The organism is Pseudomonas sp. FP453 (genome assembly GCF_030687495.1).
Taxonomy (GTDB): Bacteria; Pseudomonadota; Gammaproteobacteria; order Pseudomonadales; family Pseudomonadaceae; genus Aquipseudomonas.
Map to the genome: position 1 here is coordinate 2,968,367 of NZ_CP117435.1, position 24,232 is coordinate 2,992,598.

The window sequence follows — 24,232 nt, forward strand, 5'->3', positions numbered from 1 at the left end:
GTTCAGCGCGAAGGGCGGTCTTGCACCAGCGGCAATACTTCCTGGCCGATGCGCAGGGCTTCTTCCAGGTGCGGGTTGCTGGCGAGGATAAAGGTCGAGAAGCCTGCGTCGCGGTACTCGGCCAGGCGTTCGGCGACATTTTCATGGCTGCCGACCAGGCCCACGGTGGGGCCGGGCTTGGCCTTGGCAAAACCGGCCCAGAGGTTGGGGCCGATGATCAGGTCTTCAAAGCGGTCGACATTCTGGTGATAGGCGGTCTGGCGTGCGGCCCCCACCGAATCCGAGCCGCCGACAAAGGCCTTGGCCTCGCTGCTGCCGCGATTGCCCACGGCGTCGAACTGGCGACGCAGGTCGCGCCAGGCGGCTTCTTCGGTTTCCCGGGCGAACAGGTCCACGCGCAGGCCGAAGCGCACTTCGCGGCCGTGTTGCGCGGCGCGCTCGCGCACCCGGTCCATGTGCGGCTGGAGCTTGTCCAGCGGCTCGGCCCAGTTCAGGTACACGTCGGCGTGCTTGGCGGCGACGTCCAGCGCCGGCTCGGAGAAACCGGAAAAGTACACGCCGGGTTTGCGTTCGGCACGCAGGCCGGGGGGCAGTGAACCGTTCTCCAGCTGGTAGACCTGGCCGTCATAGGAAAACTGCTCGTGCTGCCACAGGCCCTGGATGATGTCGAGGAACTCGCCAGTGCGCCGGTAACGCTGGTCATGGTCGAGGAAGTCGCCCTGGGCGCGCTGGCTGGCCGGGTTGCCGCCGGTGATGATGTTCCAGTCCAGGCGCCCGTGGCTCAGGTGTTGCAGGATCGCGGCCTGCTGCGCGGCGTAGGCGGGCAGGGTCCAGGTGGCCTGGAACGCCACCAGGAAACGGATACGCCGGGTCTCGCGGGCCAGCGCCGCGGCGACGATCCACGGCTCCGGGCCGGTGGGCAACAGCGCGCCCTCGAAACCGGCCAGCTCGGCGGCCTTGGCCACTTGCGCGATGTAGTCGATGTAGGTGAAGCCGTCCGGCTCGCCGTTGGGCCGATGGCCCGGCGCGATATGCCCGGGGCTGCGGTTGAAGCTGCCGCGATTGTGCAGGTCTGTACTCAGTTGCTGGCCGTCGGTGCCGAGGGGCAACCGCCAGAAAAACTCCGTGCTCATACAGGCTCCCGAAAGGAAATGGAAAACGTTGCAGAGGCTGATAGCAACGCCCATGCCAGTCCCCCGGGGCAGCGTAATTGCGGGCGCGCCCCGGCTACGCGCGGGGCCGGGTGCTGCTGTGGCAGCAGTCGGTCAGCAGTGGTTGCTGGGGAGACAACATCCGCGCGGCGCCAAGGCCCCGGATCACGGGCCTGTGGCGGCTGGCACAACTCGTGCTGAGAGGTGGAGTCACCCATTCCCTGATTCTGGAGTTCATCAAGTGAGCCAGCCTGCCCCGTTGAGTGAAGCCCTGCTGCACCAGGTCGAACAGACCAAGCGTGATACCGCGAAGATTTTCAAGGTGCTCAAGGACACCCGCACCTTGACCGCCACCAACACCTTCCAGGCCCATGTGCGGGTGCCGGGCACCGATCTGTTGATCGTCGTGGCCACGCCCGGCCCGTGGGACGATGACCAGAGCATCCGCGCGGTGGTCGCCAGCTACGACGGCGTGGTGCATCTGGACGAACACCTGGTGCCGGGCCAGCCGTTGAGCGCCAGCCGCCAGGGCGGTGGTGGTCGACGTTATGCGGCGACCTTTCGCGGCGCGCCGCAGGTCAACGTGGTGATCCATGTGCACACGCCGTATTTGGGCGGCTATGCGGCGGCGCATCGGGTGTTCCCGCTCAACTATGCTGCGGCGCAACGGGTGACGCTGGCCCGGGAGCTGCCGGTGTACATCGACCGCAGACAGCCCGAAGCCGAGTTCATCCTCGACGTGCTCGCCGCCAACCCGCACACGCCAGCGGTGCTGGAAGCCAATGGCGGCGCGACGTTCTTCGGGCCGGACCTGCTGCAATCGGCCGAGTGGATCTTGTTGTTTGAAGAGGGCGCGTACTTTCAAGCGCTTGGGGAAAACCTTGGGGGCGTGCGGCCATTCGGTGAAGGTGTGCTGGAGCAGCAGTGGCGCATGACCGGGTTGTGGGAGCAGGGGCGTGCGTTGGTTGAGCAAGGCTAGTCTGGACGATCACGCATGTTTCCTGGATGCCTGGCTATTAACTCGAGATGCCGAACCTCTTAGGCTGCTTCTATCGATTTGAACCCGCCTGAGAGGGAAGTGAAGATGAAAAAGCTGCAGAAGAAAATCGCATTGGTCACCGGTGCCTCCAAGGGCATTGGCGCGGCGATTGCCAAGCAATTGGCCAAGGAGGGCGCCACCGTTATCGTCAACTACGCCAACAGTCGCGAGGATGCCGACCGTGTGGTTTCAGAGATCCTGCAAACCGGCGCCAGGGCTCACGCGATCCAGGCGGACGTGTCCAACAGCCTCGACGTCAAGGCGCTGTTCAAGGCGATTGTGCATGAACACGGGCATCTGGATATCTTGGTCAACAACGCGGGGGTCTATGCCACCAGCCCGCTGGCGCAGATCACCGAGCAAGAGTTTCACCGTCAGTTCAACCTGAATGTGCTGGGTCTGATCCAGTGCACCCAGGCGGCAGTTGCGGTGTTTAATCCGGCTGGCGGCAGCATCATCAATATCAGCTCCAGCGTGACCGCATTCACCCCAGCCAACTCGACGGTGTACACCGCCTCAAAGGGCGCCGTGGATGCGATCACCCGCACGCTGGCCAATGAGTTGGGGCCCAGGAGCATCCGTGTTAACTCGATCAACCCGGGCTTGGTCGTGACTGAAGGCGTGCACGCCAGCGGTTTTTTCGAGGACGCGTTCCGCCAGCAGATCGAGGCCATTACGCCGCTGGGACGTATCGGCGAGCCCCAGGATATCGCGCCTGCGGTAGCGTTCCTCGCGTCGGCAGACGCGGGCTGGATCACCGGCGAGGTGTTGGTGATCGGTGGCGGCCTGCACTAGGCGACGTGTTCGCGCAGGTAATGGCGGGGTGATTGGGACATGACGCGTTTGAAGGCGCTGCTGAACGCACTCTCTGATTCGTAACCCAGCGAGAACGCGATGGTCGAGACCGAATCATCGGAGTTCTGCAACCGGTCACTTGCCAGCAACATGCGCCAATGGGTGAGGTACTCCATGGGTGCTGTGCCGACCACCTGCTTGAAGCGCAGGGCGAACGCCGAGCGAGACATGTTGGCCCGTTGCGCAAGTGCCTGCACGGTCCAGCGGTGAGCCGGCTGGTCATGCAGCGCGCTGAGGGCAAGGTTGAGATTGCGGTCGGCGAGACCGAAAAACCAGCCGATCCCGTGACTGCCCAGTGTCGCCAGATGGGTGCGAAGGACTTCGACCAACATGATGTGTGCCAGGTGTTCATTCATCAGCGATCGGCCAGGGCGTTTGTGTTGCAGCTCACCGATAAAACGCTCGAGTGCCCAGCGCAGGATCGACGCCTGCGGCTCGTTGCCTGGCACATGCACCACCGGGGGCAGGGTGCCGAGCAGCAACTGGGCAGGCGTGCCGGTGAAGTCAAAGCGGCCACCGACCAGTTGCACATCGTCGCCGCCGTAGTGCAGGGAAAGTTCGTTGGCAGCCAGTGTTTGAACGTGCGCGTCGGCGTCCAGGACGCGCTGCGACTTGTCGCTGTAGAGGGTGAAAGGCAGACCCCGGGTCATCAGGAAGCAATCGCCTTGCTGGAGTCGCTGGGGCAGTTGTTCGCCCTCTACGTGCAGCCAGCAACTGCCCTTGGCCACGGCAGTGAACTTGATGCCTTCCCTACGCGGAAAATGGAATGCCCACGCGCCGCCCAAGGTGAGCGAGGCGCTGTGATAGTTGCGAATTCTCAATAAGGACAGCACTTCGGACAGCGGGTCCATGCATCACCTGTGGGACGGTCAATAAAGTCCGCACGAGTCTACACCTCTGGCGGCCTAACGCCTCGGGGGTAACAACAGAGGGTTATCGTCACCGCCGCAGGGTGAACCTAGACTCGCCGCACGTTCTTCACTCGACAATTGAGAGTAAAAACATGCGTTTACGAGATCTGGGCATCACCATCGGCGACGGCCAGCCGGGGGCGTTCAACGCCATCACCGACGTTCCCGGCGTGCGCGTCGGCCATCACACCCTCAATGCCGAGCACGCTGACCGTTCCATGCACACCGGCGTGACCGTCATCGAGCCACGTGCGGTTGCCGCGCACCTGGCGCCGTGTTTTGCCGGTGTGCACGTGCTCAATGGCAACGGCGACGCCACGGGGCTGGAGTGGATTCGCGAAGCCGGCCTGCTGACCACGCCCATTGCCTACACCAACACCCACAGCGTCGGCGTGGTGCGTGATGCGCTGGTCGCCGCCGAGCGCGACATGGGCAAGCAGCACACCTATTGGTGCATGCCCGTGGTGCTGGAGACCTATGACGGCATCCTCAGTGATATCTGGGACCAGCATGTGACGGCCGAGCATGTCCATGCGGCGCTGTGTGATGCCCGTAGCGGCCCGGTTGAAGAAGGCTGCGTGGGCGGTGGCACCGGCATGATCTGCCATGAATTCAAGGGCGGCATCGGCACGTCGTCACGAGTGCTGAGCGAGGAGGAGGGCGGCTGGACCGTCGGCGTGCTGGTGCAGGCCAACTACGGCGCGCGCGGCGCATTGCGGGTGGCGGGTTACCCGGTTGGCAGCGTGTTGAAGGATGTGCCGTCGCCTTACCACGGCCCGGTGAATGTCGGCGTGCCTGGCATGGGCTCCATCGTGATTACCCTGGCGACGGATGCGCCGTTATTGCCGCACCAATGCACACGCCTGGCGCAGCGGGCGAGTATCGGCCTGGCACGGGTGGGTGGCGGCACCGAAGATGACAGTGGCGATATTTTCATCGCGTTCTCGGTGGGCAACAGCGGGTTGCCGGTGGCCAACCTCGGGCAGCCCGGGCCGCCGACGACGGCGTTGCAGATGGTCAACAACGACTATATCTCGGCGTTGTTTGTCGCGGCGGCGGACGCGGTTGAAGAGGCGATCCTCAACGCCATGCTCGGCGCCAACGACCTGCACGGCCGGGGCAAGACCGCGCTGGCCCTCAAGCCCGAGCAACTGCTGGCGGCGCTGAAACAGGTCGGCTGGGCGCCTCACTCCTGAGCTTGCAGGAACAACAGGAACAGCTCGGACTGGGACTTGATCCCCAACTTGTTGTACAGGTGTCGGCGGTGGACTTTCACCGTCTCGGCCGAGATCGCCAGCTTGCGGGCGATCTCTTTGTTCGAGCAGCCGCTGAGCATTAGCTGGGCCACCTCGGTTTCGCGGCTGGTCAGGGTTGAGCTGATGTGCAGGCCGGGGGAGTCCACGCGTTCCTGCCAGTCTGTGGCGGGTTCCGGTTCGCGCTTGAAGCCCTGTTCAAAGGCGCAACGCTGGCGCATCAGCCCGGCCACCCAAGGTTGGATCAACCCGAGCAACGCGAAGTGCTCGTGGCTGAAGCGGGTGCTGCTACCCAGGGACAGGCTCAGTGTGCGCTCCGCGTCGAGTTGCACATTGAAGTGGATCTCGTCGGCGACGATATTGAGGCGGAAGTAGCGCTGGTAATAATCCGTCTGCTCAAAGCATTCCGGTGCGACGTCATCCAGCTGGAACAACCCGCTTTGCGGCGCTTCGCGATTGGCCAGGTAAAACGGGTCGAGCAAGTACAAGCCCTTGAGATAGTCCTGGAACAGCGAGTCGCTGGCGCTTTCCGGCGCCGGCGACTCGGCCAGCAACTGCGGGCGCCCGGCGCTGAATATCAACACCACCCAGTTGTCCATCGGCACATAGCGCCCGAGCAGGCGCGTGAGTGACGTCCAGAAATTCGGCCGGTCCAGCGTCTCGATCAGCCGGCCGACGGCGTCATGCCAGGCCAGGTCCTGCAAGGTCAGGTGCATCTCGCTACCCATTCGGGGTTACCCCATCGAAGTGATTTTGTGCCATGGGGGTACGGCCCATACTCGTTGCCAGCTTACTGTGCACAAGGATCCACGATGAAGATCGAACTCATGCAACTGGCCGGCCGCGACGGCGACACTGCTTATAACCTGCGACGCGCCCTCGAAGCCATCGCCACGTGTGGCGCGGACACCGACCTGCTGGTGTTTCCCGAGACCCATTTGATGGGCTTCGTCGCCGGCGAGCAATTGGCCGAGGTGGCCCAGCCCCTTGACGGCACGGCGTTGCGTGCCATCCAACAGGCCGTCCGCGAGCGCGATGTGGCGGTGGTCATCGGCCTGGTCGAGAGCGATGCCGGCGTGCACTACAACACCTCGGTACTGGTCACGCCCGAGGGCATTGCATTGCGTTATCGCAAGACTCACCTGTGGCCTTCCGAGCGCGGCGACATCACCCCGGGTGACCGTTTGGTCACGGCGCTGTGGAAGGGCGTCCGCGTCGGCATCCTCATTTGCTACGACATCGAACTGCCGGAAACCGCCCGCGCCCTGGCTCAGCTGGGGGCCGAGCTGATCATCGTCACCAACGGCAATATGGACCCCTATGGTCCGGTACACCGCACCGCCATCATGGCCCGCGCCCAGGAAAACCAGCTGTTCAGCGTGATGGTCAACCGCGTCGGCGAGGGCGACGACGGCCTGGTATTTGCCGGTGGCAGCGCCGCCATCGACCCGTTTGGTCGCCCGCTGTTCGAGGCCGGGCGCGATGAAACCCGGCAAGTCGTGACCCTGGACCTGACGCAGCTCCACGCCGCCCGCGCCGACTATCACTACCTCACTGATCGCCGCCTCTACCTGAGCGGCAAGAGCGTGCAGCACGCCGATGGCCGCCGGGAACTGCTGCTGCGCTGATCAATCCTGCCCAACCAAAACAATAATCGGGCGGCAACGCCCAGGAGTGCTCGATGATCCTGACTCGATACGTACGCTGGAGCCTGGCCTGCTTGATCAGTGGCGCGCTGACCTGCGTCCAGGCAGAAGAACCGAAGGTCAATATCTACAACTGGTACGACTTTATCGCCCCTGACACGCTGAAAACCTTCCAGGCGCAGACCGGCATACACAGCGCCTATGACGTGTTCGACAACAGTGAGGTCATGCAGAGCAAACTCATGGCCGGCCGCAGTGGCTACGACGTGGTGGTGGCCACCGGCGACCTGCTGCCCAACCTGATCAAGGCGGGTGTACTCAAGGAACTGGACCGCGCGCAGTTGCCCAACGCCAGCCACCTTGACCCGGCCATCCTGGCCAAGGTGCAGAGCAACGACCCGGGCAATCGCTACGCGGTGCCCTACCTGTGGGGCACCACGGGCATCGGCTACGACGTGGAAAAAGTCCGCGCCATCCTCGGTGCCGACGCACCGGTCAACTCCTGGGACCTGATCTTCAAAGAGGAAAACCTCGCCAAGCTGGATACCTGCGGCGTGGCCATGCTCGATGCACCGGGCGAAATCATCCCCATCGCCCTGCATTACCTGGGCCTGCCCTACAACAGCCAGAACCCGGACGACTACCAGAAAGCCCAGGCGCTGCTGCTGAAACTGCGCCCGCACATCCGCTACTTCGACTCATCGCGCTTCATCACCGACCTGGCCAATGGCAACATCTGCGCCGTCGTCGGCTGGGCCGGCGGCGTGATGGACGCCAAGAAAGCCGCCGATGCCGCCGGCAGTGGCCGCCACATTCAATACAGCATCCCCAAGGAAGGCGCGCCGGTGTGGGTCGAAAGCCTGGTGCTGCTCAACGATGCACCGAACCCCCAGCAGGGGCTGGCGTTCATCGACTATATGCTGCGCCCGCCGGTGATTGCGCAGACGTCCAACTACCTGAGTTATGCCAATGCGAACAAGGACGCTACGGCGTTGCTGGATGAGCGGGTGCGGGATAATCCTGGGGTTTATCCGGCGAACGTGGTGTTGGATACGCTGTTTCCGCTGGAGCCGCTGCCGCTCAAGTTGGAGCGGGTACGGACGCGGGTTTGGAGTAAGGTGAAGAGTGGGACGTGAGGGGCGTGGAAGCTGTTCGGCGCCCGACAGCTACAAGCTGTCCGGGTCGCCGAAGAACATCTGAATCCGCGACCGCAACCACCGCTCTCCCGGGTCATTATCCTGTGACCCACGCCACGCCATATGCAGCTCGAACGAGCGCACCGGCAGCGGCGGTTCTTCTGCGCGCAAACCACCCGCAGCCGTCAGTGCCTCGGCGGCATAGTCCGGCACGATGGCGACAATATCCGTGCCCGCGAGCAACGTGCCGAGGCCGTTGAACTGCGGTACGGCCAGTACCACGTGGCGTTTGCGGTCGAGTTTTTCCAGTTCCTCGTCGATAAACCCGCTCAAGTCACCGGCAAATGACACCAGGGCATGGGGGCGGGCGCAGAAGTCGTCGAGGCTCAGGCTGCCCGGCACGCTGTCGGCGCGCAGCAGTTTGGGCACGCTGCGGCGCAGCAGCTTGCGCTTGGCGTTGGCCGGCAGGTCGGCGGTGTAGCTGACGCCGATGGAGATTTCGCCGGAGGCCAGCAGACCGGGCATGAGGATGTAGTTGACGCGGCGCACCACCAGCACGATGCCGGGCGCTTCGGCGCGCAGGCGTTTGAGCAGCTGGGGCAGCAGGGCGAATTCAACGTCGTCGGACAGGCCGATACGGAATACGGCGGTGCTGGTGGCCGGGTCGAAGTCGGCTGCACGGCTGACGGCGGTGGAAATCGAGTCCAGGGCCGGGGAGAGCAGGGCGAAGATTTCCACGGCGCGGGCGGACGGTTCCATGCTGCGGCCGGTGCGCACGAACAGCGGGTCATCGAACAGCCCGCGCAGGCGCGACAATGCGGCGCTGATCGCCGGCTGGCCGAGGAAGAGTTTCTCGGCGGCGCGGGTCACGCTGCGTTCATGCATCAAGGTTTCGAATACAATCAAGAGGTTAAGGTCGACACGACGCAGGTCGTTACGGTTCATCTTGTGTCCTGGATGAGTCAGCGAGCTTGACGAGAGCGGCCATGAAAGAACCCCTTGGATTCGCTTGGAAAAGCATGACCGGCATGAATCTTACGGGGAAAGGCTGGTACTCTGCACCGGCTAATTGAGTTTTCCTACGTTAGCCGGGGTCTTTTCCTCGGGAGCGGAATCAATGACAGGCATGTCGACTATTAATGGTGACCTGTGGTCTTACCGGGAAAGCCCAGATAGAGTTCATGGCATTAGAGGTTACTTTGACGAGGTTTGCGATGTCCCGCACGATCCGTTTTCACAAGTTTGGTCCGGCCGAGGTGCTCAAGTGCGAAGAGCATGTAGCCGCGCAGCCCGCACCGGGCGAAGTGCAGGTGCGTGTCGAAGCGATCGGCATCAGTTGGTACGACATCCTGTGGCGCCAGAACCTGGCGTCTTCCCATGCGCGCCTGCCGTCCGGCCTTGGCCATGAGATGGCCGGGGTGGTCGTGGCCCTGGGCGAAGGCGTGGATGACTTGGCAGTGGGCGATAAAGTCGCCAGTTTTCCGGCCGAGAGCCCTAATGATTACCCGGTGTATGGCGAGCTGATCGTCTTGCCCCGTTCGGCCCTGACCCGTTACCCGGACGTCTTGAGCCCGATCGAAGCCAGCGTGCATTACACCCCGCGCTGCTGATCGCCTATTTCGCCTATGTGGACCTGGCGCGGGTCAAACCCGGCCAGTTTGCCCTGGTAACGGACGCGAGCCACTGTGCTGGCCCGTCCTTTGTGCAACTGGGCAAGGCCCTGGGTGTGCGAGTGATTGCTGCCACCAAGGACAGCGCAGAACGTGAGTATCTGCTGTCCCTCGGCGCGGAAAAGGTCATCGTCACCGAAGAGCAGGACCTGCTCATGCAGATCAACAAATTCACCGACAACCGCGGCGTGGACGTGGTGTTCGATGGTTTGGGGGCGGCCCGCAGATGTCGTTGCTCGGCGATGTATTGGCACCGCGTGGCAGCCTGGTGCTGTATGGGCTGCAAGGTGGCAACCAGACGCCATTCCCGGCATGTGCAGCGTTCCAGAAGAACATTCAGTTCTTTGTGCACTGTATCGGCAATTTCACCGGCAAGCCGGAGTTGGGCATCACCCAGGACCAAGTGGCGTTGCAGCGCGCGTTGCGTGATATCAACCAACTGACCGCCGACCGCGTGCTGGTACCGCTGAAGACCACGGTGTTTGCGTTCAGCCAGTTCGTTGAAGCGCACCGCTACATGGATGAATGCCCATGTCGGGAACGCGTTGCGTTGCAGGTTGAAGCTGTTTGATCTGTAGGAGTATTCGCAAATGAATGCGCATGCATCCAAATGTATGGGGCAAATGCGCCATTTGGCAGGGCTTAACCCGTTAGACGGTTGAGCCGCTGCTCGGGCGCCAAGCCCCGCAAATAATACCTTTGTCCCTGACGCCGCACTGAATTTCAGTGCGGCGTTGTCGTATGGGCGAAAAGAAAGTCTTGTCGCGTTTTCATCTGCGCTGGTTTCAGGCGACTTTCTGTATCTGTTAATCATGGATCGAGTGCCGATAATTGTGCCTTCACTGTCATCTCAAGGATTGAGCAATGATTGACTATCTGGCATTGGCGCTGTGCGCTGCTCGCACTAAGGGGTTTGTTGCCCTGTGCGCCCGAAGGCCTGTTACTGAAAGAACAGGGCTTGCAAGGGAATCGATAAGGCCACTGATTAATATACGTCGGACGTTTCTCTTTTTATCTAGTTAAAAAACTGTAGGAAGTTGTCGGAGCGTTCCTGGGCTTGGCGGCGCCCCGCTTGCAGCCCGGTGCATGGCCTGCTTCGTAGCCTGCCAGGAGCTCAATTGTACGGCGGTCCGTTCGCAATGCTTTTGTTGCGAGGTGCTAGTGTTCATTTGTCATCACGCCGAGCAATACACGTCAATCCTATAGATGTAATGGGTCGGGCAAGTGTCGATAAGCATTTGCTTGAAACTGATATTCCAACTTGGGTAGTAGAACTATGAGCGCAATTCACGAACAAGCCATGAACTATGTTTATCAGCAAGTTCTGCAGCGTTTGATTGGGCACTTTTCGCGCGTAGAACGCACCGCACTTCAATTGCTGATCCAGCGAATCGTGGTCGCGGCAGGCGGAATGGAACAAGTGGGAAATTACAAGGTACTGGTTGCCCATGGCGGCGGCGAAGTGAGCAGTTATACATTGGCGCTGCTGCGTGCCGCGCAATTGTCGATTGCCGGCCGTGCGCCCAAGACCTTCAATCTGCGGGTTGCAACCTTGCGTCACGCAGGCATGACGCAAACCACACTCGATACCTTGCATCAGGGGTACAGCGCGCTGTTTTTCCATGACGACCCGCGGGTGGAACTGCTCATGGTGGAAAACCAGGAGGTTCAGCCCTTCAATCACCAGCGGCCGGCATCAAGCACAGGGCGGGAAGTCAGCCAGCGCGCGATGCTGATGGTCGGGCACCTGACCTCCGGGGATGTTCGCGCCACGCTCTGCAATGACACCTACCTGTCCCTGGGCGACTTCTACCAGCGTGTCACCACCTGGAATGGCGGCGTGCACGCGTTGGTCAGCGGTGATTCACCGCGCAAGCAGGGCCAATACCTGGCCTGGCTAAAAAAGAAAGCCCTGTTGGCCGGGGTCGCCATGCCGCCGGGCAAGCCCCTATCGCTCAACGGGCTGTTTGCACGCATGGAAGAATGGAGCGTGGGGTGTTATCGCGACCTTTTTGGCGAGCAATACGTGGCCAGCGAGAGCCCGGGGCGGGGCGGTCACCGCCATCTGGCGTATATCGGTATCGCTGATTTGCTTAGCGAGGTGGACCCCGGTTCGACGTCGCTCGTCACGGAGTTTCTGGCCCACAGACCGGACCCCCTCGGCTTCCACTTCAGCCATCCAGACTTTCCCAACCCGCTGCTGATGGCTCATCTGTGTGGATTGCAGGCGCAGTGCCTGCGCGAGCTTTCTTACGAGGACGGCGTTGAAGGATTTGTGCGCCACGCCCAAGGCTACATGTTTCGCCGGCAAATTCCCGAGCACTTGATTGCGGGGGCCAGCAGCCGGGATGGACGAGTACTGGCGGCGACTTACGCCCAGGAATTCTTCGGCCTGGAAGAAGGGCAACTGACGTGCCTGCTGTACTCACCCTTCATTCACCATGGCGAACGGCTGGAAAGCTACCTGCGCCAATGCCATCCCGGCATGCTGGTCGCATTGCCGGAGCTGCACAAGGTGTTGCAAGGCAAGTCGGCGACGGAGGTTCTGCAACAGTGGGCAATCGATACGAGCGGGCTTCCACTGCCGTTGCTGCAGCACCTGTACCGCAAGCGCCCCCAATCGATCGATCACAGCACCGGCGTAAGCAGTCAGCGCAGCCTCCAGTCGTTGAGCCGCGCTGATGTGCGCAGTTTTCAGCTGTCCGGGCGCTAAGGCGTGTATTGGCGCGGCAGCCGGGGTGCGCGGCAATGAACTTGCGCGGTGAGCGGCAGGCGGACTTTGCCTATCAGGCGGTTTACCGCTACATGATCAGCCTGATCAACGAAGTCAGCCTCGAAACCCCGATGAGGCTGCCGTCCCTGCGGCAACTGTCGACACGCTTGAACGTGTCTATCTCGACCATCCAATACGCCTATTCGCTCCTGGAGAAGGAGGGCCGGGTCTATTCCGTGGCCAAATCGGGCTATTTTGCCTGGCCGGTGGCGGGCAACCCGCTGATGGCATCGGCGGGCGACCTGCTGGAGCGCCTGTATGCCGCGGCGCGTCGTCCACGAATGGTGGTGCTCAGTGGCGATGAGCCGGCGTTGCTGGCAACGCTGGATGGCAGCTTGTTGATGTTGGAGCGTCAACTGGTACGCCGTTACCCGCGTCACCTGCAACCGTGGTCCCAGCCCTGTGGTGTCTGGGAATTGCGGGCGGCGCTGGCGGCCCGTTACACCTCATCGCCTACCCGTTGCTGGCAGGCCGATGAGGTGTATATCGGCGCGGACCTGCAGGGCGTGCTGGAAATCCTGATTGATGTCCTGGGCCTCAAGGGCACCACGTTGATTGTCGAGTCGCCCTGCGACTGGTTGATCTTGCGCTTGTTGCAGGCCGCGGGTGTGCGTGTGATCGAGCTGCCCTGGAGGGCTGACGGCAGCCTGGATCTGACGACGTTCGAACGCCTGTTGCGCGACGAACCGGTGCACGTGGTACTGCTGTCATCCGTGGTCAGCCTGCCGTCGGGGGTTGCCCTGTCCATGCCGGAGCGCTTGCATGTGGCGCACCTGCTGGACCAGCACGGCTGCTGGCTGCTGGAGAATGACACCTTTGGCGAATTGACCTTCGGCCCGCGCCCGCCAGCACTGCGCAACCTGGTCAACCCCGAGCGGCTGGTGGTGTTTTCGTCGTTCGAAAAAATGCTCGGCGCAGAGGCACCATTTGGCTACGTGCTGTCGCGCCACTTGAGCAGCGAACTGCAACGTCAGTTCCTGTTGCGCTCATTCCGCCTGTCGTCGATCCGCCAGCGCGCCATCGCGCGGCTGTACCAAAGCGGGCGTCTTGACCAGCACCTGCGCGTGTTGCGCCAGCGCCTGCAGGAACAGGCCGATGCCATGGATCAGCGCCTGGGCGCGCGCCTGGAGGGGCGTGTGACCTACCGAAGGCCGGTCGCCGGGGCGAGTTTCTGGCTGCAATCGGTGGCCTCGGTGGACATGCGCCAGGTGTTCCAGCGCATGGTCGCCCATCAAGTGGTGATTGCACCGGGAGAATTGTTCAGCCTCAGTGGGCTGCACCAGCAGCATGTGCGCGTAAGCCATGCATTCAATGGGCATCCGAACCTGGACGTGGCCTTGGACGTATTGGCCGACGCATTGCTTCAGGCGCAGGTCGGTTAAGCGGACGAATGTGCGAAATTTCTACTTTGCCTGTGGGATAGATACCGTCGCGCGGCAGTCCAACTCCCAGTAAACTGCCATTTTTTCCGAATCCTTCTTTCTGAGGTTTATGCATGACAATCAGTCCTTTTGCGGGCAAGCCGGCGCCAGCCCAGTTGCTGGTGGATATCCCGCGACTGGTCACGGCCTATTACACCGGCCAGCCTGATGCAGCGATCTCCACCCAGCGCGTGGCTTTTGGCACCTCCGGGCACCGTGGCAGCTCCTTCGAGCTGAGCTTCAACGAATGGCACGTGCTCGCCATCAGCCAGGCCATTTGCCTGTACCGTGAAGCACAGGGCATCAACGGCCCGTTGTTCGTCGGCCTCGATACCCATGCGCTCTCGACGCCGGCCGGCGCCAGCGCGTTGGAAGTGCTCGCCGCCAACGGCGTCCACGTGATGCTGGCCGAAGGCGACGAATACACGCCGACGCCGGCCATTTCCCACGCCATCATCTGCTACAACCGTGGCCGTACCAGTGGCCTGGCTGACGGCATTGTCATCACGCCGTCCCACAACCCGCCGCAAAGTGGTGGCTACAAGTACAACCCGCCCAACGGCGGCCCGGCCGATACCCACGTGACCAAGTGGATCGAAGCCAAGGCCAACGAACTGCTGGCCAATAAGCTGGCCGGGGTCAAGCGCATTACCCACGCCCAGGCGCTGAAGGCAGACACCACCCATCGCCATGACTACCTCAACAGCTACGTCGCTGACCTGATCAACGTGATCGACATGGACGCCATCCGCAGCGCCGATCTGCGCCTGGGCGTGGACCCGCTGGGCGGAGCAGGGGTGCGCTACTGGTCGGCGATTGCCGAGCACTACCGCCTGAACCTGGACGTGGTGAACACCGAAGTGGATTCCACTTTCCGCTTCATGAGCGTGGACTGGGACGGCCAGATCCGCATGGACCCTTCGTCCAGCTACGCCATGCAAGGGTTGATCGGCCTCAAGGAACGTTTCGACGTGGCTTTCGCCTGCGACCCGGACCACGACCGCCATGGCATCGTCACACCGTCCGGCGGCCTGTTGGCGCCGAACAACTACCTGGCGGTGTCCATCGACTACCTGTTCCAGAACCGTCCCGACTGGCGCACCGATGCGGCGGTGGGCAAGACCGTGGTCAGCAGCGGCTTGATCGACCGTGTGGCCGCGCGCATTGGCCGTCGCCTGTATGAAGTGCCGGTGGGCTTCAAGTGGTTTGCCGATGGCTTGTTCGAAGGCTCGCTGGGCTTTGGCGGTGAAGAAAGTGCCGGCGCATCGTTCCTGCGCAAGGACGGCAGCGTCTGGAGCACCGACAAGGACGGCCTGATCCCGGCCCTGCTGGCGGCGGAAATGACCTCGCGCAAAGGCCAGGATCCGAGCCAGATCTACTGCGGCCTGACCGATGCCCTGGGCGAACCGTTCGCCATCCGCGTCGACGCCAAGGCCACCCCGGCGCAGAAAGCCATGCTGGGCAAGCTCTCGCCGGAGCAGGTCACGTCCACGCAGCTGGCCGGGGAAAGCATCCAGCAGATCCTCAGCCACGCGCCGGGCAACAACCAGGCGATTGGCGGTTTGAAAGTCATGACTGAAAACGGCTGGTTCGCGGCACGGCCATCGGGTACCGAGGACATCTATAAGATCTACGCCGAGAGCTTTATTGGCGAAGATCACCTCAAGCAGTTGGTGGAAGAGGCCCAGGTGCTGGTGGACGGCGCTATTTCCGAGTAACGCCACAGCCCTAAAATGTGGGGACAATCAAATGTGGGAGCGGGCTTGCCCGCGATGGCGGCGTGTCAGTCAATAAATGGGTGACTGACACACTGCCATCGCGGGCAAGCCCGCTCCCACACTTTTTTGTATCAGGCCAGATCGACCAACACGATTTCACTGTCCTCAATTGCAGTCACCCGCAACACCGCCTCATCCTCAACCGCAACACCATCCCGAGCTTGTGCGCGCAAGCCATTGATTTCAATCACACCCGTCGCCGGTACCAAGTAGGCACGCCGTCCGCTGTCCAGCCGGTATTCCGCGCTTTCCCCGGCCTTCAGATTGGCCGCCACCAAGCGTGCATCTGCACGAATGCGCAGGCTTTCATTGTCTCCGGCCTTGCCGCTGGCCAAGGTCACAAACCCGTCGCGGCCCTCTTGCGGAAACGGCTTGGCGCCCCACGACGGTGGCAGCCCGGCTTCATTCGGGATGATCCAGATCTGGAAAATCTTGGTCGGCGTCGCCTCCAGGTTGTATTCGCTGTGGGCGATCCCGGTGCCCGCGCTCATCACCTGCACGTCACCCGCTTCGGTACGGCCTTTGTTGCCGAGGTTGTCGGCATGGCTGATGGCGCCTTCGCGCACATAGGTGATGATTTCCATGTCACGGTGTGGGTGCTGCGGGAAACCTGTGCCGGGCGCGATGATGTCGTCGTTCCACACCCGCAGGTTGCCCCAGTGCATGCGCTGGGGGTCATGGTATTCGGCAAACGAAAAGTGGTGATGGGCGTCAAGCCAGCCGTGGTGGGCGCCGCCCAGCGTGTTGAAAGGTCGAAGTTCAAGCATGATCGTCTCCTGTGGATGGCGCCTATGATCCAGCAGGGCATGATCGATAAAAAGCGTAAAAACTGCCTGATTCCTATCGATAAAGCAGATCATTTGTTGGGGTTTTGACTTTCACTTCATCGCCTAACTGCATGACCGCAAAGCAATTGGCTGGAACTGCGGGCCAATTCCGGCGACCATGGTGCATTCGCCAAAACCAACCTCATCGCTGGAGTCCGCGTGCCGCAACACACCCCTGATTTGCCCCCAGAACTGCGCCCACTGGCAGACATGCCCCTGTTCAAGCGCCTCGCCGCGCGCCTGTTTGGCCATGGCTTGACGCGCTTGCGCGCCCAGCACCGGTTTTCCTGGTTGCATGGGCAGGCGGATGGTTTTCGCAGCGGGCACGAGGCCGGTGTCGAGTATGGCTATCGCGAAGGCAAGGCCGATGGCATCGAAGAAGGCCGGCAAGTCCTGCTGATTCGAGACTTTCGACCCGATGAGCACCGTGCGCCCGGCGTTGACGACAGCCTGTTCGACGATTGGCGCCTGCCGCTGACTGCCGAATTGAAGAAGCGCATGAAGGCAGATGTCGCGCGGCTGCTGTCGGCCCATGCCCAGCCAAGTGCGGCGCAATGGAAGATGATTTTCAGCGATACGCCGTCCACCTCGGTGATTGCGGGTGCGGGGGCGGGCAAATCCACCTCGCTGGTACTGCGTATCCTGCTGCTTACCCATTATCTGGGGTTCGAGCTGAGTTCGATGACCGTGGTGACCTTCACCCGTGAGTCGCGCAAGGACTTCATCCACAAGCTCATGGAGATTCTCAGCCTGTGGGGCCAACCCCTTGGCGTCAAAGAGGCCCAGGCGGTGGTGCGCACCTTTCACTCGCGCATCCTGCCGATGGTGCGCAGCCTGCCGGGCTTTGAACGCCTGCAGGCGTTCGAGAATCTCAGTGCCGGCGTTGAAGACGCCGACAGTAACCCGTTTGACCTGCGTATCAACGACGCCCAACGCCAGCAGATGAACGCCTGCTATCACCGACTGCATGGCCAGCACCCGCGATTCCGCGAGCTGATCGCGCCGCTGGCCCGGCATGGGTTGCAGCTCAAGGAGCTGGAGCGGGATCATCCTGACGTGCAAAAACGCATAGCGGTGACCGAGCTGGCGGCCAAGCGCGACGAAGAGCTCTGCGACCTGGTCGAAGACCTGTGGTTTCGTGCAGGCGCCTGGCCGATCAAGGGCATCGAGCCGAACCGGCAGACCGTGGAGATCAATGGCGCGCAGTTCCATTGCCACGGCTATATCCCTGATTTGGATGCGTGGGTGGTGCTGGGCTTCGACTCCCGGGAAAACGCCCAGGTCAGCCGGCCCAATGCAAAGTTGTCGGTACGCGCGGAGTGGGCAGTCAAGCGCACCCTGTTTCAAGCTTTCTGTCGTAAGCCATTGATATGGTTAGACAATTACGAGTCGTCAAAGCGTCTTTTAAGCAGCCTCGCCGGTGATGCCAGCGCCGGGCCGGGCTTTGATTACAAGGTCAAGGGCGAGCTGGCTTCAGCGCCGCTGCTGGACTGCTTTGTGGTGGCTGCCGGGTTTATCGAGAACCTCGGGCTGGATGTGCCCACGGCGGTCGGCCAAATGAGCTTTGCCAAGGACGACCCGGACCGGTTTTTCTTCGAGGCCCTGAGCATTTTCTGGAAGGCCCTGGAAGATCACCTGCTTGACCAGTCGCCGCCGATCATGACCTACAACCGCATGTTCTCGCTGTTTGGCGAGAACACACCGGAAAACCTCAAGCTGCTCAGCGATCCACTGCTGCGGCCGCTGTCCCACCTGATGATCGACGAGTTCCAGGACGTGTCACCGCAGATCGTCTCGTGGCTTCGCGCCAGCCTGCGGGAGATCCGCAGTCGCGGCCCGGCCATGCACGTCGGGCGCGGGGCGCAGCGCTCTTCGCTGTTGTGTGTGGGCGACGACTGGCAATCGATCTACGGCTGGCGCGGCAGCTCGCCGAAGTACTTCATGGAGTTCAACAAGGAATTCCCGTCGCCTGCAACCACCCGTGTGATGCTCGGTGAGAACTACCGCAGCCACCAGCACATCATCGACGCGGCCGAGCATATCGTGCGCGCCGCGCCCGCGATTCCCGGCAAAAAGGCCAAGGCCAGTGGCGCACCCAAGGCGCTGGTGCCGGTCAAGGTGCTGGCGCGCGATGAGGCAGCGCTGGGGCGGCAGTTGCTGGAACACTACCAGCGCGGCGAAACGGTGCTGATGCTGTATCGAAAAAGTAGCGATAAGTTATTGATTCAAGAGCATATTCAGTCAGTAGTTAATGTGGATTCTAGCTTGCCGTCCCACGCGCGTAGACTCAAGCAACTGACCTATCACAGTGCCAAGGGCCTACAGGCGGATGCGGTGTTTCTGCTTGGTGATTGCCAGCATGTCACCAGCTCGCCTTACAAGAACCAGGTCTACCGCATGGCGGGGCTGGGTAAGGACGGTGACAGCGAGCCGTATGACACTGCGCAAAAGGACGAAGTGTTGCGCCTGGCGTATGTGGGCATTACCCGCGCCGTGAGCCATTGCTATTGGTATGTGGAAAAGTCTGAAGGGCAGGCGGTGAATGTGCCCAAGGCGTCGGAGCGGGTGGACGGCAAGAAAGCGTTTTTTGACGACCAGCGCGCTTAACCCGGCACCACAAAAACCTGTGGGAGCGGGCTTGCCCGCGATAGCGGTATATCAGTTGCCCTATTCGGTGACTGACAGACTGCTATCGCGGGCAAGCCCGCTCCCACATTGGATTTTCGTCGCCTGATGGGTTGAGGTCAGGCCCGCAAGGACTGCGGCGGCACAAACGACTCCAGCTCATCCTCCACCGCCTCGATGATCCGCTCCACGTCCGCGGCATTCATCACCGTGGCGCAGGGAATGCCGGCAATGGCGATCAACGTCTCGCCGCTGGCGCGGTCGAACAGGCGGGCCACCATACTGCCGGGAGCGTCCATGCTGCCTTCGAAGCCGATTGGATGGAAATGCCAGCGCATCAGCTGGCAGGCGTTGGGGAATGTCACTTTGTTCATGTTGCCTACCTTGTTCATTGAGCGCTTCCTTTTGCTCGCGGCAGGGAACCAGGACCGTCATTGGTCGTGGCCGTGAAGAGCTTAAAAATAGCATTCGCTCGCAGACGCAAGGTGACTATTTGCGCTCCGTTCGGCGGTTGTTTTCCTGAAGTTTGACGTGGGTCATGTCCTACTAGTCGCTGGGCAATATGCCATTACTCAAAATCGCCAATTGGCCATTGTCGGCACCTGCAAAAGCCGGCAATCTCCACGGTTTACCCGCCGCAGAGCCGCCCATGCCAAACATCGCCGCAGACGATGACTCTCCGCAGACTCAAGCCACCCGCGAATGGGTGCTGCGCCATCACTTGTGCTGGCGGCATCGCGACCTTGATGGGGTGATGTCCTACTACCACCCGGACATCCAGTACCACGATTTCTTCCAGAACCGTGTCATCCGCTACCCCGAGCTGCGCGAATACCTGCAAGCCAGCATGCCACGGGCGGCGGACGAAGCGATTGAACACACGGACCGCATCCGCGCCGATGGCGACACAGCCTTTATCCAGTACCGCATCACCCTGCGCGGTGGCCAGGGCCTGGTGTCATTTCGCACCAGCGAAGCCATTACTGTGCGCGACGGGCTGATCTGGCGGGTCAACGAATACGCGTCCCTGGTGCACGAACAGCCCGCCCAGGCGCTGCGCCCCACGGTCAGCCGCCTGGGCTTGTCACCCCAACAACTGGGGCATATGGCCAATGACTTGCAGCAATACTTCGAGCGCAAGCAACCCTATCTGGACCCCGAGCTGGATCTACAGCGGGTGTCCAAGGAATGCGGCTACAGCAGGAATCAGATCTCCTACCTGCTGAACCAGGTGCTGGGGCAAAGCTTCTACCGCTACGTCAACCAGGCGCGGCTCCAGCATCTGCTCGCGGCACTGGACAGCGCCACGCCCCCCATCAAGGTCGATGACCTCGCGTTCGCCGCCGGTTTCAATTCGTTGTCGGCGTTCTACAGTGCATTTCGCCAGCACACGGGCCAGTCACCCAAGGCCTACGTCAAACAAATTTCCCTGCGTGCACGCGCGCAAGACATGCCTTAGCACCGCGCTCTAGGATCAGCCCTATCGAAACGAGGTAGGGGAAGCGGGCATGCCAGCATGGCGCAAGATCAGTTTATGGATGGACCAGCTGGACGACCCGCTGGTGGCGCGGCCGTCCCTGGAGCACGACCTGGACGTCAATGTGGCCATCATCGGCGCCGGCTACACCGGGCTGTGGACCGCGTACTACCTGAAACGCCAGGCGCCTGAGGCTGAATATCGCCATTATCGAGGCGCAAACCGCCGGCTTCGGCGCGTCCGGCCGCAACGGCGGCTGGCTGATGGGCAACCTGCTGGGCGAAGACCGTTTGCTGGCAGGCCTGGCGCCCGCAGCACGGCGCGCTGCCTTTGACCTGTTGCACGCCATCCCGGATGAAGTCGCCCAGGTCCTGGCCCGCGAAGGCATCGACTGCGATTACCGCAAAGGCGGCGCCCTGTACTGCGCCGCACGCTACCCCGAGCAGGAAGGCAGCCTGCGCCGCTATTTGGACAAACTCTACGCCCAGGGCCTCACGGAGTCCGACTACCGCTGGCTTGGCCCACAGCAACTCGCCGAACAGATCCGCATTGCCAAGCCCTATGGGGGTATCTATGCACCCCACGTTGCGACGATCAACCCGGCCAAGCTGGTGCGCGGCCTGGCGCGGGTGGTTGAACGCATGGGCGTGCAGATTTACGAGAACAGCCCGGGTCACCCACTGGCAATCCGGCAGCGTGCGCACGGCCAAGGCCGGCGTGCGCGCTGCCTGGGTGGTGCCGGCCGTCGAGGGTTATGCCAATACCTTGCCGCCCCTGGGGCGTTATCAATTGCCGGTGCAAAGCCTGATCGTCGCCACCGAGCCGCTGCCCGCCAGCACCTGGGACGAAATCGGCTTGAGCCACGGCCAGGCGTTTGGCGAAAGCAGCCGCCAGGTCACCTATGGCCAGCGTACGGCCGACAATCGCCTGGTGTTCGGCGCCCGTGGCGGCTATCAGTTCGCCGGCAAACTGCGCCACAACTTCGACTTGACTGACAGCGAGGTGGAGCTGCGTCGCTACCTGTTTGGTGAGCTTTTCCCACAGCTCAAGAACGTGCGGATTACCCATTCCTGGGGCGGCAACCTCGGCATGTCGCGCAATTTCCGACCGCACATGCTCTGCGACCACAAGACCGGCATCGCGCTGTCCGGTGGTTATGGCGGGGAGGGCGTCGGCGCCACCCACCTGGGCGGGCGCACCCTGGCCGACCTGATCCTCGGCCACGACACGCCGCTGGTCCAGCAACCCTGGGTGATCCGCGAGCGTGGCCTCGACGCGCTCAAGGCCTGGGAGCCCGAGCCGTGCCGCTGGCTGGGTTACAACGCGATCATTCGCAGTTTTGTCCATGAAGACCAGGTGCTGGCCAACCCCAACAGCGCCCCTTGGCGCCGCACGTTGGCGAGCGGCGTGGCGGGTTTCATGGAAGGTTTCATGCACTAAACCGTTCCACTCACACGGGAAAACCCATGAGCATCACTCAATTCAAAGATACGCTGAACGCCCACCTGCCGGACTCGTCGCCAGTGGCCGTGCCCCTGGGCGAGCCCATCGCCGTGGCCTCGACTCTGAGCGTCGAGCGCAACGACGGCGTCGAAACCGGCATCTGGGAATGCACCCCGGGTCGCTGGCGGCGGCAGATCAAATCCCAGGAGTTTTGCCATTTCATCCAGGGTCGCTGCACCTTCACCCCCGACAACGGTGAAGTCGTCCACATAGAAGCTGGCGATGCACTGATGTTGCCGGCCAACAGCACCGGTATCTGGGATATCCAGGACACCGTGCGCAAGACCTACGTATTGATTCTGTAACGCTTTGATCCTTGATCGCCTGCCATAAAAACAGCCCTAAAACCGCCAGGAAATCGAACCATGAAAGCCATTGCCCTGTTGCCCTTGATGTTGGTGGCCTCTATCAGCCAGGCCGCCGAGACGGTGAAGATCTACAACTGGTCCAGCTACATCGCGCCGGACACCACCAAGAACTTCCAGAAACAGACCGGAATCGGTTTCAGCTACGACGTGTATGACAGCAACGAAACCCTCGACGGCAAGCTGATGACGGGCAACTCCGGGTATGACGTGGTGTTTCCATCCAACCACTTCATGGCACGGCAGATCCAGGGCGGCGCCTTGAAAAAACTCGACAAGAGCCAGTTGCCCAACTGGAAAAACCTCAACCCGGTGCTGCTCAAGGCCCTGGAAAACAACGACCCGGGCAATGCCCACGGTTTCCCGTACCTGTGGGGCAGCACCGGCATCGGCTACAACATCGACAAGGTCAAGGCCGTGTTGGGCGACAACGCCCCGGTGGACTCCTGGGACCTGATCTTCAAGCCCGAGTACATGGAGAAACTCAGCAAATGTGGCGTGGCCATCCTCGACAACGGCCCGGAATTGCTGCCGATTGCCCTCAACTACCTCGGCTTGCCGCCGCACAGCAAGAACCCCGAGGACTACAAAAAAGCCGAAGCGCTGCTGATGAAAGTACGGCCCTACGTGGCTTACTTTCACTCCTCGAAATACACCGGCGACCTGGCCAACGGCGATATCTGCGTGGCCGTCGGTTTCTCCGGCGACGTGCTGCAGGCTGAAAGCCGCGCCAAGGAAGCCAAGAACGGCGTGAAGATCGGCTACCAGATCCCCAAGGAAGGCGCCGCCATCTGGTTTGACATGGTGGCCATGCCCGCCGACGCCCCGGACGAAAAAGCCGGTTATGCGTTCATGAACTACTTGCTGGAGCCCAAGGTGATGGCCGACATCACCAACTCGGTGCACTACGCCAACGGCAACAGTGCGGCTGACAGCCTGGTGGAGCCTGAGATCAAGGCGGACACCAAGATCTATCCGAGCGAAGAGATGATGGGCAAGTTGTTTGCGTTGGAGGCGATGCCGTTGAATATCGATAGGATTCGGACGCGGGTGTGGAACACTATTCGTATGGGGCGCTGATGAGTTCCAGTTATCTTGTTTTTTGATATTTCGTTATTTTTTTTGCAATGCAATGTCAAACAATCTAGCTCGCCACTACTGTTGATGATGTGAGAGTTTTTCAGTCGACGTGCAAGCAGTATTGCTGCAGTCATTAATATCCCGCGCTTCATTGGCTCGGGAGAGGCGGCCCTACTGCTTGTGCTTTTGACAATAACCGAATAACGCTCACATCAAAGGTAACTTATATGTCGTCAGTAGGACCCTTGCCTTCGGGCGGAACCTGGACCACCCCCTCAGAACCGGGCAAAGGGCGCCCGACGTTGCGCGGTACCGATGCGGCCGAGCGTCTGGAGGCCAAACGCGGGGAGAACTCCACGATTATTGGAGGCGGTGGTGGTGATCAGTTGGTCGGGAATGTGGGGCGCAATAGTTTCAAATATGAACAGGCGACAGATTCCCTGGCAAGTGATCCTGATCGGATTTTCAATTTCAATCCGAAAGATGACAAAATTGATTTATCCAAGATGTTGAAGGCGCAGGGCATCAAAGAGATAAGAATGACCGAAGGACTTCCTGAACAAGTAGGTGATGTTCAAATTACGTATAAGCGGCCCGAAGAAGTGGGGGTGTTGACGATGAAGTTGACGCCTGAAGGGGAGAACTTCGTGGTTTTCGTCGATGGTGTTCATTTGTCGGAAAATAACATCAGGTTCTTTAAGAAAAACCAATAGCTGTAGGGC

General features: G+C 61.4%; 19 protein-coding genes and 2 pseudogenes. 15 read left to right on the forward strand and 6 right to left on the reverse strand.

What is annotated here, in order from left to right; translation table 11 throughout:
- Positions 1–2 precede the first annotated feature (2 nt).
- Positions 3–1,133, reverse strand: coding sequence for an LLM class flavin-dependent oxidoreductase (locus tag PSH87_RS13290; protein WP_305434063.1), 1,131 nt, complete (start codon positions 1,131–1,133; stop codon positions 3–5).
- Positions 1,134–1,392: 259 nt separating this feature from the next.
- Between PSH87_RS13290 and PSH87_RS13295 the strand changes: the two genes are divergently transcribed.
- Positions 1,393–2,130 carry a class II aldolase/adducin family protein gene (locus tag PSH87_RS13295; RefSeq protein WP_017739344.1) on the forward strand — a complete coding sequence of 246 codons (738 nt, stop codon included), beginning with the start codon at positions 1,393–1,395 and terminating at the stop codon, positions 2,128–2,130.
- A gap of 105 nt (positions 2,131–2,235) precedes the next feature.
- Complete coding sequence (locus tag PSH87_RS13300) at positions 2,236–2,985, forward strand: SDR family NAD(P)-dependent oxidoreductase (protein ID WP_305434064.1); 750 nt, start codon at positions 2,236–2,238, stop codon at positions 2,983–2,985.
- Here PSH87_RS13300 and PSH87_RS13305 read toward each other — a convergent pair.
- Complete coding sequence (locus tag PSH87_RS13305) at positions 2,982–3,896, reverse strand: AraC family transcriptional regulator (RefSeq protein WP_305434066.1); 915 nt, start codon at positions 3,894–3,896, stop codon at positions 2,982–2,984. The genes PSH87_RS13300 and PSH87_RS13305 overlap by 4 nt on opposite strands.
- A gap of 152 nt (positions 3,897–4,048) precedes the next feature.
- Between PSH87_RS13305 and PSH87_RS13310 the strand changes: the two genes are divergently transcribed.
- The gene (locus PSH87_RS13310) at positions 4,049–5,152 is read left to right on the forward strand and encodes a P1 family peptidase (protein ID WP_305434068.1); all 1,104 of its coding nucleotides are present in this window, start codon (positions 4,049–4,051) and stop codon (positions 5,150–5,152) included.
- On the opposite strand, the gene PSH87_RS13315 is transcribed toward PSH87_RS13310, so the two are convergent.
- Positions 5,143–5,925 (reverse strand): helix-turn-helix transcriptional regulator, encoded by a 783-nt coding sequence (locus PSH87_RS13315; protein WP_026137127.1) that lies wholly within the window; start codon positions 5,923–5,925, stop codon positions 5,143–5,145. The two genes, PSH87_RS13310 and PSH87_RS13315, sit on opposite strands and share 10 nt — an antisense overlap.
- Positions 5,926–6,021: 96 nt before the next feature.
- Here PSH87_RS13315 and PSH87_RS13320 point away from each other — a divergent pair, with 96 nt between their 5' ends.
- Both PSH87_RS13320 and PSH87_RS13325 read left to right on the forward strand, forming a co-directional pair.
- Positions 6,022–6,837 (forward strand): carbon-nitrogen hydrolase family protein, encoded by an 816-nt coding sequence (locus PSH87_RS13320; protein WP_305434070.1) that lies wholly within the window; start codon positions 6,022–6,024, stop codon positions 6,835–6,837.
- Positions 6,838–6,890: 53 nt separating this feature from the next.
- A complete protein-coding gene (locus PSH87_RS13325; protein WP_305434074.1) occupies positions 6,891–7,991 on the forward strand; it encodes an extracellular solute-binding protein in 1,101 nt (366 codons plus the stop codon).
- Positions 7,992–8,021: 30 nt separating this feature from the next.
- Here PSH87_RS13325 and PSH87_RS13330 read toward each other — a convergent pair whose 3' ends face one another.
- Positions 8,022–8,936: a LysR family transcriptional regulator gene (locus PSH87_RS13330; protein ID WP_017739298.1), complete on the reverse strand. Its 915-nt coding sequence runs from the start codon at positions 8,934–8,936 to the stop codon at positions 8,022–8,024.
- A gap of 269 nt (positions 8,937–9,205) precedes the next feature.
- Here PSH87_RS13330 and PSH87_RS13335 point away from each other — a divergent pair.
- The 4 genes and pseudogenes from PSH87_RS13335 (at position 9,206) to pgm (ending at position 15,573) form a co-directional block, all read left to right on the forward strand.
- Positions 9,206–10,232: pseudogene (locus PSH87_RS13335) on the forward strand (zinc-dependent alcohol dehydrogenase family protein).
- 705 nt (positions 10,233–10,937) lie between these two features.
- Positions 10,938–12,374: a hypothetical protein gene (locus tag PSH87_RS13340; protein ID WP_305434076.1), complete on the forward strand. Its 1,437-nt coding sequence runs from the start codon at positions 10,938–10,940 to the stop codon at positions 12,372–12,374.
- Positions 12,375–12,409: 35 nt separating this feature from the next.
- Complete coding sequence (locus PSH87_RS13345; RefSeq protein WP_305434077.1) at positions 12,410–13,816, forward strand: PLP-dependent aminotransferase family protein; 1,407 nt, start codon at positions 12,410–12,412, stop codon at positions 13,814–13,816.
- Between the two features lie 113 nt (positions 13,817–13,929).
- A complete protein-coding gene (pgm, locus tag PSH87_RS13350; protein ID WP_305434079.1) occupies positions 13,930–15,573 on the forward strand; it encodes a phosphoglucomutase (alpha-D-glucose-1,6-bisphosphate-dependent) in 1,644 nt (547 codons plus the stop codon).
- A gap of 131 nt (positions 15,574–15,704) precedes the next feature.
- On the opposite strand, the gene PSH87_RS13355 is transcribed toward pgm, so the two are convergent.
- Positions 15,705–16,400, reverse strand: a complete 696-nt coding sequence (locus PSH87_RS13355; RefSeq protein WP_305434080.1) for a pirin family protein — start codon at positions 16,398–16,400, stop codon at positions 15,705–15,707.
- 219 nt (positions 16,401–16,619) lie between these two features.
- Between PSH87_RS13355 and PSH87_RS13360 the strand changes: the two genes are divergently transcribed.
- The gene (locus tag PSH87_RS13360; protein WP_305434082.1) at positions 16,620–19,067 is read left to right on the forward strand and encodes a UvrD-helicase domain-containing protein; all 2,448 of its coding nucleotides are present in this window, start codon (positions 16,620–16,622) and stop codon (positions 19,065–19,067) included.
- A 137-nt stretch (positions 19,068–19,204) separates the two neighbouring features.
- Here the strand turns inward: PSH87_RS13360 and PSH87_RS13365 are convergent, their stop codons facing one another.
- Positions 19,205–19,477 carry a DUF1652 domain-containing protein gene (locus PSH87_RS13365; RefSeq protein ID WP_017739291.1) on the reverse strand — a complete coding sequence of 91 codons (273 nt, stop codon included), beginning with the start codon at positions 19,475–19,477 and terminating at the stop codon, positions 19,205–19,207.
- A 257-nt stretch (positions 19,478–19,734) separates the two neighbouring features.
- On the opposite strand from PSH87_RS13365, the gene PSH87_RS13370 reads away from it, so the two are divergent.
- The 5 genes and pseudogenes from PSH87_RS13370 to PSH87_RS13390 all read left to right on the forward strand — a co-directional run bounded on the left by PSH87_RS13370 (position 19,735) and on the right by PSH87_RS13390 (position 24,223).
- Complete coding sequence (locus PSH87_RS13370; RefSeq protein ID WP_305434083.1) at positions 19,735–20,544, forward strand: AraC family transcriptional regulator; 810 nt, start codon at positions 19,735–19,737, stop codon at positions 20,542–20,544.
- Between the two features lie 49 nt (positions 20,545–20,593).
- A pseudogene (locus PSH87_RS13375) lies at positions 20,594–22,002 on the forward strand (NAD(P)/FAD-dependent oxidoreductase).
- A gap of 26 nt (positions 22,003–22,028) precedes the next feature.
- Positions 22,029–22,370, forward strand: coding sequence for a cupin domain-containing protein (locus PSH87_RS13380; RefSeq protein WP_305434085.1), 342 nt, complete (start codon positions 22,029–22,031; stop codon positions 22,368–22,370).
- A 60-nt stretch (positions 22,371–22,430) separates the two neighbouring features.
- Positions 22,431–23,510, forward strand: a complete 1,080-nt coding sequence (locus tag PSH87_RS13385; RefSeq protein WP_017739287.1) for a polyamine ABC transporter substrate-binding protein — start codon at positions 22,431–22,433, stop codon at positions 23,508–23,510.
- Between the two features lie 227 nt (positions 23,511–23,737).
- Entirely contained in the window at positions 23,738–24,223 is a 486-nt protein-coding gene (locus PSH87_RS13390; protein WP_305434087.1) for a M10 family metallopeptidase C-terminal domain-containing protein, read from the forward strand.
- Positions 24,224–24,232: the final 9 nt, after the last annotated feature.